This is a genomic window from Rhizobium sp. BR 249 (genome assembly GCF_047445895.1).
GTDB lineage: Bacteria > Pseudomonadota > Alphaproteobacteria > Rhizobiales > Rhizobiaceae > Rhizobium.
On sequence record NZ_JARWKX010000008.1, the window covers coordinates 198,081 to 210,752 of the forward strand.

The window sequence follows — 12,672 nt, forward strand, 5'->3', positions numbered from 1 at the left end:
GATCAAAGCCCCGCGAAGAACTACCCCAAAACAGGCAGATGATGAAAAATTCATCATCACATCACCATTTCTGATCGATCAACCCGCCGCTTCCAGCGCCTCGGCCGGCTGACGGACCCGGACGCGGGTGAGGAACACACCGGCCGCCAGCAGGATGAACAGGGCAGCCATCAGATAGGGCGCCCCGGCAAAGGTAACAGGCGCTTCGGGCCGGGTGAAATAACCGAACATCTGCGTGAAGATCAGCGGTCCCAGAATGGTCGTGATGCTGCTGAGGCTGGTCAGAGCGCCCTGCAGCTCGCCCTGCGCGGAGGGCGGCACCTTGCCGGCGGCGATGCTGCGCAGCGGCGGATCGGCAACGTTTTCCATCACGGTCGCGACGATGACGACATAGACCACCCAGCCTTCCCAGGCGAAGGCATAGCCGGTCAGCCCCGCAGCCGAAAAACAGAGGCCGAGCAGCGCCGTCTTCCATTCGCCGAGCAGCGGCACGACACGCGGCAGGACCAAACCCATGACGAGTGCCGCGCCGATGCCGTAAATGCCGAGCGACAGGCCGATCTGGCCCTCGCTCCAGCCATAGCGGTAGGTCGAGACGAAGGACCAGACCGAGGGATAGACGGCATGCGCCAGGAAGAACAGGAACATGACGAGGCTGACCCAGCCGATGCCGGGATAGTGGCGCATCTGGCGCAGCGCGCCGAGCGGGTTGGCGCGTTTCCATTCGAAGCGGCGGCGGTTCTTCGCCTCCAGCGTTTCCGGCAGCAGGAAGCAGGCGGCGATGAAATTGAGCAGCGACAGCGCAGCCGCGCCGAGGAAGGGCACACGCGGGCCGAATTCGCCGAGAAACCCGCCGATGACCGGGCCGATGATGAAGCCGACGCCGAAGGCGATGCCGATCAGCCCGAAATTCTTCGCCCGGTTTTCCTCCGTGCTGATGTCGGCGATATAGGCCGAGCATGTGGCGAAGCTGCCGCCGCTGATGCCCGCAAGGACACGGCCGACGAACAGCATCCAGAAGCTGGTGGCGATGCCGCAGATGAAATTGTCGATCGCGAAGGTCAGCACCGAAAGCAGAAGGATCGGCCGGCGGCCGAAACGATCCGACAGGTTTCCGAGCAGCGGCGCAAACAGGAACTGCATGCCGGCATAAACGAGCATCAGCCAGCCGCCGTCGACCGCCGCGTCGCTGACGCTGTCGCCGGTCAACTGCTCCAGATAGGCCGGCAGCACCGGCATGATGATGGCGATGCCGATAATGTCGAGGAAAAGGATGACGAAGACCAGGAACAGGCCGCGGCGAACGAATTTGGGATCAAGCATGAAGCATCTCAACAGCGGTGGTTTCTGAAAAGACGATCTCGTCGCCGGTAATGTGACATAGCCTAGAAAGGAGACCGAAACAATCCGTGAACATCTCAAAAGCTTTTGATGAGTTGCGCGGGAAATTCAGAAGGGCCTCAATCGATGGGCGCACTCCCTTGCAATCGCCGCGAAGGCATCCAGATCAAAGGAAATCGCTCATTGTGCATTCGAACGCGCCGTTCCGGAGGGCGCAGCTGCGGGCGGGCGTTATCCCGAGCGGATGGATAGTGAGAAGTAATTGGGAACGTCCTGCCGTGCGGCCCCCTCATCCGCCCTACGGGCACCTTCTCCCCGAGGGGCTATCGGATTCACACATCTTTTTCGCTTAAAAAAAACAAAGTAATATCAAAAAGTTAGCGGAAGGTATGGTTGAGTTTTTTCCTTGCCTAAGGGATAAAAAAACACCGATTTCCCGTTGCTTTTTCAGCAACTCTTTGAAATTGCAGCAAAAGATGTGTGAATGCCATAGCCCCGAGGGGAGAAGAGGGAGTCGAAACGCTGCGGCGCATCCCCTTCTCCCCAGCGGGGAGAAGGTGCCGGCAGGCGGATGAGGGGGCGGCACGGCAGGACCTCACACCGTCAAACCGGCCCCGAGAACGTATCACACGCCGTCATCTGCCCGCTGTCGAAACCGCGCTTGAACCACCTGGCGCGCTGCGCCGAGGTGCCGTGGTTGAAACTCTCGGGCACGACGTAACCCTGCGAGCGCTTCTGCAGCGTGTCGTCGCCGATCTGCTGGGCGGCGTTCAGGGCCTCCTCGAGGTCGCCGGCTTCCAGGATACCCTTCTGCTGGGTATATTTGCCCCAGATGCCGGCAAAGCAATCGGCCTGTAGCTCGACGCGCACCGACATCTTGTTGGCTTCTTCCTCGCTCATGCGCTGGCGGGCCTGGTTGAACTTCGGCAGGATGCCGAGCAGGTTCTGCACGTGATGGCCGACTTCGTGGGCAACCACATAGGCTTCGGCGAAATCGCCCGATGCGCCGAAGCGGTCGGAGAGCTCCTGGAAGAACGTCGTATCGAGATAGACCTTGTGGTCACCCGGGCAATAGAACGGACCGGTCGCGGCAGAGGCAAAGCCGCAGGCCGATTGTGTCTGGCCTGAGAAGAGCACGAGGCGCGGCTCCTCGTAATTGCGGCCCTGCGCCTGGAAGATGCCGTTCCAGGTATCCTCGGTCTCGGCAAGAACGGTGCGCATGAAGGCGGTCATCTCGTCATTGGCGGGGGKGCGCGTTCCCTCGGACTGGCTCTGCTCGTAGCCTGGGCCGCTCGACATGCCGCCGCCATCGAGCACCTGCATCAGATCGATGCCCATCGCCTTGAAGATGAGATAGATGACGACGAGGAAGATGATGGTGCCGATGCTCAACCCCCCGCCGGCGCGACGAACACCGCCGCCGGACGGGAAACTGAACCCGCCGCCTCGGCCGAAGGGGCTGCCGCCCGAATTGCCACGGCGATCCTCGACATTATCGGACTGACGCCGGCCTCTCCATTCCATCTTCGTTCTCCCCGGCAATGCCCGTGCTTATACTCTTGGAATTTATATATCCGTCGGCGCGGAGAATTCCAGCGGCTTCATCCGCCTCGAAACAGTCGGCGGACCAGCCATCATGGCTCCAGCGTCCCGCCGGAAACCTTGGGAGCGGGATATTGTTCCCTCAAATGCACGCGCCGCCGCTTCAGGTAAAGAAGGCGCGCTAAGCGCTTGACTGGACTCCCGCTTTCGCTCTTCCTGAACCAGGAGGGAAAGCAGGAGGAAGAGCAATGAAGGCCGTACGCCTGGAAGCAACCGGAAAACTGCAGCTCTGCGAGGTCGAAAAGCCATCGCCAGGCCCGGGCGAACTGCTGGTGCGCATCGAAGCCTGCGGCATCTGCGGCACCGACCGCCATATCTATCACGGTGAATTTCCTTCCAAATCGCCGGTGACGCTCGGCCATGAATTCGCAGGCATCGTCGAAGCGGTCGGGGATGGCGTAACCGATTTTCGGCCCGGCATGCGCGTGACCGGCGATCCCAACATTTCCTGCGGCGGCTGCGAGGAATGCCGGCGCGGCCGCGTCAATCTCTGCCGGAAGCTGCAGGCGATCGGCATTCACCGCGACGGCGGTTTTGCCGATTATGTCTGCATGCCGCAAAGCCAGGCCTTCGCGCTGCCTGGTGATCTCGATCCGCTCCACGGCGCCTTCTGCGAGCCCCTCGCCTGCTGCATTCACGGCGTCGATCTCGGTGGTCTGCAGGCCGGCTCATCGGCGGTCGTGCTCGGCGGCGGTGTCATCGGCCTGCTCACGGTGCAGCTGGCACGGCTTGCCGGCGCGACCCGCGTCGTGCTGGTGACGCGCAGCCGCGAAAAACGCCGGCTGGCCGAAAGCCTCGGGGCGACCGCGACGGTCGATCCCGGCGATGGCGATGTCGTCACCCGCATCGCCGCCGAAGACGGGCTGTTGCCCGGTGGCGCCGATGTCGTCTTCGAATGCGCAGGTGTCCCCGAGACCATGCAACAGGCGCCCCGGCTTGCCCGGCGCGGCGGCGGCGCCGTCATCCTCGGCGTCATGCCACAGGGCGCGGTGATCGCGATCGAGCCCTTCGACCTGCTTTTTCGCGAAGTCAGGCTGATCGGCTCCTTCGTCAACCCCTTCACCCACGGCCGCGCCGCCGATCTCATCGCCTCCGGCAGGATCAAGGTCGAGCCGCTGATCTCGAGGCGCATCGGCCTTGCGGAGGCCCCGGAAGCGATCACAAATCCGGCGCGCGGCGGGGAAATCCGGGTGCTTGTCGTGCCCAACGGGAAATAGGCTTTCGCATCATGTCGGGATTCCTGTCGATTCCGTGATTTATGGGGTTCCGTTTGCAAAAACATTTGCCTATAAGCCGCTTCTAGCCTGAAAAGACCTCAATGCGCGACCCGACCTGGTGATCTCCCACCCTGGCCGGCTTTTTGCGCAGCCAGACAATGGATATCGCCCATGCCGAAGCGCCAAGACATCAAATCGATCCTCATCATCGGCGCGGGACCGATTGTCATTGGCCAGGCTTGCGAATTCGACTATTCCGGCACCCAGGCCTGCAAGGCGCTGAAGGAGGAAGGCTACCGCGTCATCCTCGTCAACTCCAACCCGGCGACGATCATGACCGATCCGGGCCTGGCCGACGCCACTTACGTCGAGCCGATCACCCCCGAGGTCGTCGCCAAGATCATCGCCAAGGAGCGCCCCGACGCGCTGCTGCCGACCATGGGCGGCCAGACGGCTTTGAATACCGCCCTCTCTCTGAAGCGCATGGGTGTGCTCGACCGCTACAATGTCGAGATGATCGGCGCCAAGCCCGCCGCCATCGACATGGCCGAGGATCGCGCGCTGTTCCGTGAAGCCATGGCCCGCATCGGCCTGGAAACGCCGCGCTCGATGCTGGCGAATGCCACCGACATCAAGGATCTCGACCGCAAGACCCATGAGGCCGAGCGCACCAAGCTGCGCGAAAGCCTCTCCGGCACGGATCTCGACAAGGCGCTGGACGAACTGGAAAACCAGTGGAACCTCGGCGAGAGCGACCGCAAGCAGCGCTATATGAACCACGCCATGGCGATCGCCGCTCAGGCGCTCGATCATGTCGGCCTGCCCGCCATCATCCGCCCGTCCTTCACGCTCGGCGGCACCGGCGGCGGCATTGCCTACAACCGCTCGGAATTCTTCGAGATCGTCGGCGGCGGCCTCGATGCTTCGCCGACGACCGAAGTGCTGATCGAGGAATCGGTGCTCGGCTGGAAGGAGTATGAGATGGAGGTCGTTCGCGACAAGGCGGACAACTGCATCATCATCTGCTCCATCGAGAACATCGATCCGATGGGCGTCCACACCGGCGATTCGATCACCGTCGCCCCGGCGCTGACGCTGACGGACAAGGAATACCAGATCATGCGCAACGCCTCGATCGCGGTGCTGCGCGAGATCGGCGTCGAGACCGGCGGCTCGAACGTCCAGTTCGCCGTCAATCCGAAGGACGGCCGCCTCGTCGTCATCGAAATGAACCCGCGCGTCTCGCGCTCTTCGGCACTCGCCTCCAAGGCCACCGGCTTCCCGATCGCCAAGGTCGCCGCCAAGCTCGCCATCGGCTACACGCTGGACGAACTCGAAAACGACATTACCGGCGGCGCGACGCCCGCTTCCTTCGAGCCGTCGATCGATTATGTCGTCACCAAGATCCCGCGCTTCGCCTTCGAGAAATTCCCCGGCGCCTCGCCTGTCCTGACCACGGCCATGAAATCGGTCGGCGAAGTCATGGCGATCGGCCGCACCTTCGCCGAATCGCTGCAGAAGGCGCTGCGCGGTCTCGAAACCGGCCTGACCGGCCTCGACGAGATCGAAATCCCCGACTTCGAAGAAGGCGAATCCAGCCAGAACGCCATCCGCGCCGCCATCGGCACGCCGACGCCGGACCGCCTGCGTATGGTCGCCCAGGCGCTGCGCCAGGGCCTCAGCATCGAAGAGGTGCATGAAGGCTGCAAGATCGATCCCTGGTTCATCGCCGAACTCAAGAACATCGTCGACATGGAAGCCCGCATCCGCGAGCACGGCCTGCCCAATGATGCTGCGAACCTCCGCATGCTCAAGGCCATGGGCTTCTCCGACGCGCGTCTGGCGACGCTGACCGGCAAGCGCCCGAAGGAAGTCGCCGAACTGCGCAACGGCCTGAACGTCCGCCCGGTCTTCAAGCGCATCGACACCTGTGCGGCCGAATTCGCTTCGCCGACCGCCTATATGTATTCGACCTACGAGACGCCCTTCGTCGGCGCCGCGCGCTCGGAGGCCCAGGTCTCCGACCGCAAGAAGGTCGTCATCCTCGGCGGCGGCCCGAACCGCATCGGCCAGGGCATCGAGTTCGACTATTGCTGCTGCCATGCCGCCTTCGCGCTGAAGGATGCAGGCTACGAAGCGATCATGATCAACTGCAACCCGGAAACCGTTTCGACCGACTACGATACATCAGACCGCCTCTATTTCGAGCCGCTGACGGCCGAAGACGTGATCGAGATCCTGCGCGCCGAACAGGAAAAGGGCGAAGTCGTCGGCGTCATCGTCCAGTTCGGCGGCCAGACGCCGTTGAAGCTTGCCGAAGCGCTCGAAAAGAACGGCATCCCGATCCTTGGCACCGCGCCCGATATGATCGACCTTGCCGAAGACCGCGACCGCTTCCAGAAGCTTCTGATGAAGCTCGACTTGAACCAGCCGAACAACGGCATCGCCTATTCGGTCGAGCAGGCCCGCCTGGTCGCCGCCGAAATCGGCTTCCCGCTGGTCGTGCGCCCCTCCTACGTGCTCGGCGGCCGCGCCATGCAGATCCTGCATTCGGAAGGCCAGCTGCAGACCTATCTGCTCGATACGGTTCCGGAACTGGTGCCTGAGGATATCAAGCAGCGTTATCCAAACGACAAGACCGGCCAGATCAACACCCTGCTCGGCAAGAACCCGCTGCTCTTCGACAGCTACCTGACCCACGCCATCGAAGTCGACGTCGACTGCCTCTCCGACGGCACCGACGTCTATGTCGCCGGCATCATGGAGCATATCGAGGAAGCCGGCATCCATTCGGGCGACTCCGCCTGCTCGCTGCCGCCGCGCTCGCTGCCCGTCGAACTGCTCGACGAGCTGGAGCGCCAGGCAAAAGCCATGGCCAAGGCGCTCAATGTCGGCGGCCTGATGAACGTCCAGTTCGCCATCAAGGACGGCACTGTCTACGTGCTCGAAGTCAATCCGCGCGCCTCGCGCACCGTGCCCTTCGTCGCCAAGACCATTGGCGCGCCGATCGCCAAGATCGCCGCCCGCGTCATGGCCGGCGAAAAGCTCGATGCGACCTTCGCCGCCTACGGACAGAAGCCCGATCCGCGCAAGCTCACCCACATCGCCGTCAAGGAAGCCGTCTTCCCCTTCGCCCGCTTCCCCGGCGTCGACACGCTGCTCGGCCCGGAAATGCGCTCGACCGGCGAAGTCATCGGCCTCGACACCGATTTTGCCCTGGCCTTCGCCAAATCGCAGCTCGGCGCCGGCGTCGAGCTGCCGCGTGACGGAACGGTCTTCGTCTCCGTGCGCGACGAGGACAAGGCACGCGTGCTGCCGGCGATCCGCATCCTCGTCGAACAGGGCTTCAAGGTTCTGGCAACAGGCGGCACCGCCCGCTTCCTCGGCGAAAACGGCATCACCGCCACCAAGATCAACAAGGTTCTGGAGGGCCGTCCGCACATCGAGGACGCGATCCGCAACCGCCAGGTCCAGCTCGTCATCAACACCACCGACGGCAACAAGGCGATCTCCGACTCCAAGTCGCTGCGCCGCGCGACGCTGATGCAGAAGGTGCCCTACTACACGACGATGGCCGGCGCCGAAGCCGCCGCCCAGGCGATCAAGGCGCTGAAGGCAGGCAATCTCGAAGTCCGGCCGCTGCAGAGCTACTTCGCGTGAAATCGGACAGCGCCATCGCCCGGTGGGTGATGGCGCGAACTCCGCCGGAATCTCTTTATCCGGCTGATGCGATAAGCCGCTGAATCGTCATCATATCCTCGCGAAACCGCGCCAGTTCCTCCGCCTTCAGCCGCTCGTCGGGAATGCGCAAGAGATAGGACGGATGCACGGTTACGAAGAGGGTGCGCCCTCCTTCCATCGCCATCGCTCTTCCCCTGACATCCTGCAGGCGCTCCTTCACATCGGTCAGCGCCGCAAGCGCCGTCGCTCCCATCGCGACGATCAGCTTCGGCTTGACGAGCGCCATCTCCCGATCGAGCCACCAGCGGCAATGCTTCACCTCGCCCATATTGGGCTTCTGGTGGATGCGCCGCTTTCCGCGCGGCTCGTATTTGAAATGCTTGACGGCATTGGTGATGTAGAGCCTCGACCGGTCGATGCCCGCCTCTGATATCGCCTGATCGAGAAGCCTGCCGGCAGGTCCGACGAAGGGACGCCCTGAAATATCCTCCTGGTCGCCCGGCTGCTCGCCGACGAACATCGCCTCCGCATCGCACGGCCCCTCCCCGAATACCGTCTGGGTCGCATTGGCGTGAAGCGGACAGCGCGTGCAGACAGCAGCCTCCGAGCGCAGTGCTTCGAGTGTGCCCGCCGGAGCCTCCGATTCTGCAGGAAGATTGCGCGCGGCCTGCTGCAAGCGGTCGTGAAAGGGCAGCGATTGCGTCGCTTCCCGCGCCGCCATCTCCTGCACTTTGCTTTCGGCCGATGCGATCAAGCCGGGAATGAGATCGGCTTCCGGCAGGTTCCTCCAGTATTTCTTCGGCATCTCCGCCTGCATCGCCTTCACCTTCAATCGCGCCGGGTTGAAAATGTTGGCGTAGTAGGTGCGCCAGAGTTCGTCCGTGGCATCGCTGAGATTGGGCTTTTCGCAGGGCTCGTCGGTGATCGTCAGCCGCTCGCCGTCCCAGGCCGCTGAGCCCTTGGGCGTGGCAATCAGCCAGTCCATGTCGTTGAAGCGCCGCTGGAAGAAGGGAGCCGTGCGCCTGACGATATGATGATCCGGCTCGAACCAGGCGAGGAACTTTCGACGCGCCGCCGCTACCGCGCCGACTTCCTTGAAACGGACGAAGGCCGTCATCTTGTGCGCGTCGCGCCGAACGTTCTTCGCCATCAGCCTGGCCCGCACGACATCCTCGTCGGAAGAGACTTCAAGCAGTTGCCGGTCCAGTTGCAGCCGCCAGAGCAGGCGGTAAAGCAGGGAAAACCGCGCCGGATCGGAATGGCAGAGAACCGTCTCCGCAAGCTCGATGAAGGCCGGCGGCACCGTCATCGGCTTGCGTGATGCCGCAGGCTCCGGCGGCATGGCGTCGCGTTGAAACGAAAGATCGGCCTCAGCACTTTTTTCGCGCCAATCGATCTCCTCGGGCAAGATGCCTGCGGCCGCCAGGGCGCGCGCGGCATCGCGCCATTCGCCAAGCTCTCCCCGCCCCGCAAGCACGACCCGGCGCATCACAGCAACGACAATTGTTCAGGCTGCGGCTCGAACATGGCGCGCAGGTCCTGGCGGTCGATCAGCCGGCGCGGCGACCAGCCTTCCGCCGAGATAAAGGCTTGGACCTTCTTGATCGAAACACCGAGCCGCGAGAGATCGTCGAGCCGGAGGCGGCGAAAACGGCGCGAGGAAACGATCGCCTTCACCGTCTTGGTGCCGAGACCGGGTACGCGCAATAACCGCTCGCGCTCGGCTTTGTTGATGTCGACGGGAAATTCAGCCCGGTTGGCAAGCGCCCAGGCAAGTTTCGGATCGAGATTGAGATCGAGCATGCCGCCCGCCTGGTTTGCGGTAATCTCGTCGACGCCGAAACCGTAGAAGCGATAGAGCCAGTCGGCCTGATAAAGCCGATGCTCGCGCATCAACGGTGGCTTGATGAGCGGCAGGTTCTTCGAAGCGTCGGGGATCGGGCTGAAGGCCGAATAATAGACACGCCTCAGGCCATAGCTGCTGTAGAGCCGGCCGCTGCTGGCAAGGATGGTCGCGTCGCTCGCCCCGTCCGCCCCGACGATCATCTGCGTGCTCTGGCCGGCAGGGACGAAACGCTGGCGCTTCTTCGTCTTCAGCGTCGGTTCGCCGGCCGCTTCGATCTTCAGCCTGAGATCCCCCATCGATCGCCGGATATTGGCCGGCTTCTTTTCCGGCGCAAAGCGGGTGATGCCGCTGTCGGTCGGCAGTTCGATATTGAGCGACAGCCTGTCGGCATGAAGCCCCGCCTCCTCGATCAGATGCGGCGACGCCTCGGGGATCGCTTTGAGATGGATATAGCCGCGAAAATTATGGGTCACGCGCAGTTCGCGGACGATGCGGACCATCTCCTCCATCGTGTAATCGGAAGAGCGAATAATGCCGGAGGAAAGGAACAGGCCTTCGATATAATTGCGGCGGTAGAATTCGAGCGTCAGCCAGACGACCTCCTCAGCCGTGAAGCGTGCCCGCTCGACATTGCTGGACGAGCGATTGACGCAATAAGCGCAGTCGTAGATGCAGAAATTGGTGAGCAGGATCTTCAGCAGCGAAATGCACCGCCCATCCGGAGCATAGGCATGGCAGATGCCGGACCCTTCGGTCGAACCCAGTCCTCCGCTTGCGCTCGAATCGCGTTTCACAGTGCCGCTGGAGGCGCAGGAAGCGTCATATTTCGCGGCGTCGGAAAGAATGGCCAAGCGTTCGGCAAGCGACTTCTTCATTCTTATGTTCACTATATGTTCCAATAAACGCAGTCAACCGAAACGATCCCGCCTCCGCCCATTTTTGGGGGTGCATCGCCCGATAGCGCCGCGGGTTGGATCTCGCCCATGCGAATTTTCTGGAAATCGGCCTTGCCGATCTGCTATAAGCACTTAACTAGGATTGTGGCACGGTTCCGAAGCTCCCCTTCGGGACCTGTTTTCTTTTGTGTGGGCGCCTGATTGCGCGGACGCAAGGAGTGAAGGACAGAAAAATGGTTGAAAAGGTACCGATGACGCAGGGTGGTTTCGTCAAGCTGCAGGAAGAGCTGCGCTGGCGTCAGCAGGAGGAGCGCCCCCGAATCATCGAGGCGATCGCCGAAGCCCGTGCTCATGGCGACCTTTCCGAAAATGCCGAATACCATGCCGCCAAGGAAGCCCAAAGCCACAACGAGGGCCGCATCAGCGAACTGGAAGACCTGACGGCGCGCGCCGAGGTCATCGACCTCACCAAGATGTCGGGCGACAAGATCAAGTTCGGCGCCAAGGTGAAGCTCGTCGACGAGGACACCGAGGAAGAAAAGACCTACCAGATCGTCGGCGACCAGGAAGCCGACGTCAAGGCCGGCCGCATCTCCATCTCCTCCCCGATCGCCCGCGCGCTGATCGGCAAGGAAGTCGGCGATTCCATCGAGGTCAACGCACCCGGCGGTTCCAAGGCCTACGAGATCCTCCAGGTTTCCTGGGGCTGATCGCCCGCCAGACACGAGATCCATCCCTTGCCGGACATTCGTGACGTCGAGATCATCGCGCCCAATTTCAAGCGCCGGCTCTCCGGCGTCACGTCGACCATCGTCCAGCTCATCCCGTGCCAGCTCCGGCTCGGCATCCGGATCGCGACGCTCGGCCCCGGCCTGCCGGAGGGCCTTCCGAAACTGAAGTGGCCGCAACTCGTCGGCCTCTGGCGCCCGCCGGCACGCCGGCGCCACCGCGTCTGGCACGCCCGCCGCAACAATGAGATGGCCGTCGGCATCCTGCTTCGCCATGTCCTGCGCATGCCGCTGAAGCTGCTCTTCACCTCGGCCGCGCAACGCCGCCACACCGCCTATACGAAATGGCTGATCCGCCGCATGGACGCGGTGATCGCAACCAGCGACCGGTCCGGCTCCTTCCTCGAGGTGCCCCACACCGTCATCCAGCACGGCGTCGACCTCTCCCTGTTCCACCCGCCGGAAACGGCCGAGGACGGCATCGCTGCGACCGGCCTGCCCGGCCGCTATCTCGTCGGCTGCTTCGGCCGCGTGCGCCATCAGAAGGGCACCGATCTCTTCGTTCAGGCGATGATCGAACTCCTGCCGCAGCACCCGGAATGGACGGCCATCGTCTCCGGCCGGGTGACGGCGGAGCACGTGGGCTTTGGCGAAAAGCTCAAGGCCGATGTCGCCGCCGCCGGCCTCAGCGACCGCATTCTCTTCCTTGGCGAAGTGCCTGATATCAAGGTCTGGTATCGCCGGCTGACGCTTTACGTCGCCCCTTCCCGCAACGAAGGCTTCGGTCTGACACCGCTCGAAGCCATGGCCTCGCGGACCGCCGTGGTGGCGTCGGATGCGGGCGCCTATGCCGAGCTCATTGCCGAGGGCGAGTCCGGCTCGGTGGTGGCTGCCGGCGATGGCGAGGCGCTGACGCGGGCAATCGCCCCCTATATCGCAGATCCCGCGCTGGCGATCGCCCATGGCGAGAATGCACTGTGCCACGTCAGGGCGAATTTCGCGCTGGAGAAGGAAGCAACCGCGATCGGCGCCGTTTACGATCGCCTCCTCGGCGACAATCGCGGCTGAGCGAGAAAGAGAAACGGCTATTGGATAAGGGGCCGCCGGGGCCGCTGAAAAAGTCCACCAACCCCTCCTCCGTCATGCTCGGGCTTGCCCCACTGGTGTCCGGTTTAAATTTGGTCACCATTGGAGGCTCATCTGGTGGGGACTGTGTGGTGGACTGCCGGTGGGTTGCAGCAGGCGGTCGATCCTGCGTCGGTGCATGAGATTGGCGCGCACCAGGCGGGCGAAGGCGAGCGGGCTTGCGACGGTGGTCTGGTCTGCCTTGGCCATCTGCAGCAGCAGGTATGCGATCAGGG

General features: G+C 63.0%; 8 protein-coding genes and 1 pseudogene. 4 read left to right on the forward strand and 5 right to left on the reverse strand.

The annotated features are described in order from the left end of the window. Positions 1-78: 78 nt before the first annotated feature. Both QD408_RS10435 and QD408_RS10440 read right to left on the reverse strand, forming a co-directional pair. On the reverse strand, positions 79-1,323 hold the full coding sequence (locus QD408_RS10435; protein ID WP_414139247.1) for a TCR/Tet family MFS transporter: 1,245 nt from the start codon (positions 1,321-1,323) through the stop codon (positions 79-81). A gap of 621 nt (positions 1,324-1,944) precedes the next feature. Then, positions 1,945-2,865, reverse strand: a complete 921-nt coding sequence (locus tag QD408_RS10440) for a neutral zinc metallopeptidase (protein ID WP_414139248.1) — start codon at positions 2,863-2,865, stop codon at positions 1,945-1,947. 266 nt (positions 2,866-3,131) lie between these two features. Here QD408_RS10440 and QD408_RS10445 point away from each other — a divergent pair, with 266 nt between their 5' ends. Together QD408_RS10445 and carB are read left to right on the forward strand one after the other, a co-directional pair. Beyond that, positions 3,132-4,160: a zinc-dependent alcohol dehydrogenase family protein gene (locus tag QD408_RS10445; protein WP_414139249.1), complete on the forward strand. Its 1,029-nt coding sequence runs from the start codon at positions 3,132-3,134 to the stop codon at positions 4,158-4,160. 171 nt (positions 4,161-4,331) lie between these two features. After that, positions 4,332-7,820 carry a carbamoyl-phosphate synthase large subunit gene (carB, locus tag QD408_RS10450; protein WP_088681228.1) on the forward strand — a complete coding sequence of 1,163 codons (3,489 nt, stop codon included), beginning with the start codon at positions 4,332-4,334 and terminating at the stop codon, positions 7,818-7,820. A 55-nt stretch (positions 7,821-7,875) separates the two neighbouring features. Here carB and QD408_RS10455 read toward each other — a convergent pair whose 3' ends face one another. Together QD408_RS10455 and QD408_RS10460 are read right to left on the reverse strand one after the other, a co-directional pair. Next, positions 7,876-9,330, reverse strand: coding sequence for a UdgX family uracil-DNA binding protein (locus tag QD408_RS10455; protein WP_414139250.1), 1,455 nt, complete (start codon positions 9,328-9,330; stop codon positions 7,876-7,878). After that, positions 9,330-10,562: a putative DNA modification/repair radical SAM protein gene (locus tag QD408_RS10460; protein WP_414139251.1), complete on the reverse strand. Its 1,233-nt coding sequence runs from the start codon at positions 10,560-10,562 to the stop codon at positions 9,330-9,332. Before QD408_RS10460 ends, QD408_RS10455 begins: the two co-directional genes overlap by 1 nt. A gap of 254 nt (positions 10,563-10,816) precedes the next feature. On the opposite strand from QD408_RS10460, the gene greA reads away from it, so the two are divergent. Next, positions 10,817-11,293, forward strand: a complete 477-nt coding sequence (gene greA, locus QD408_RS10465) for a transcription elongation factor GreA (RefSeq protein WP_017965278.1) — start codon at positions 10,817-10,819, stop codon at positions 11,291-11,293. Between the two features lie 27 nt (positions 11,294-11,320). After that, complete coding sequence (locus QD408_RS10470; RefSeq protein WP_414139252.1) at positions 11,321-12,379, forward strand: glycosyltransferase family 4 protein; 1,059 nt, start codon at positions 11,321-11,323, stop codon at positions 12,377-12,379. 114 nt (positions 12,380-12,493) lie between these two features. Here the strand turns inward: QD408_RS10470 and QD408_RS10475 are convergent. Next, positions 12,494-12,672, reverse strand: a pseudogene (locus QD408_RS10475) (IS4 family transposase); the annotation flags it as partial.

Bases quoted from the DNA above. Each gene is read 5' to 3' on its own strand.
- QD408_RS10435 (WP_414139247.1), bottom strand. From the start codon at position 1,323: ATGCTTGATCCCAAATTCGTTCGCCGCGGCCTGTTCCTGGTCTTCGTC.
- QD408_RS10445 (WP_414139249.1), top strand. From the start codon at position 3,132: ATGAAGGCCGTACGCCTGGAAGCAACCGGAAAACTGCAGCTCTGCGAG.
- carB (WP_088681228.1), top strand. From the start codon at position 4,332: ATGCCGAAGCGCCAAGACATCAAATCGATCCTCATCATCGGCGCGGGA.
- QD408_RS10455 (WP_414139250.1), bottom strand. From the start codon at position 9,330: ATGCGCCGGGTCGTGCTTGCGGGGCGGGGAGAGCTTGGCGAATGGCGC.
- QD408_RS10460 (WP_414139251.1), bottom strand. From the start codon at position 10,562: ATGAAGAAGTCGCTTGCCGAACGCTTGGCCATTCTTTCCGACGCCGCG.
- greA (WP_017965278.1), top strand. From the start codon at position 10,817: ATGGTTGAAAAGGTACCGATGACGCAGGGTGGTTTCGTCAAGCTGCAG.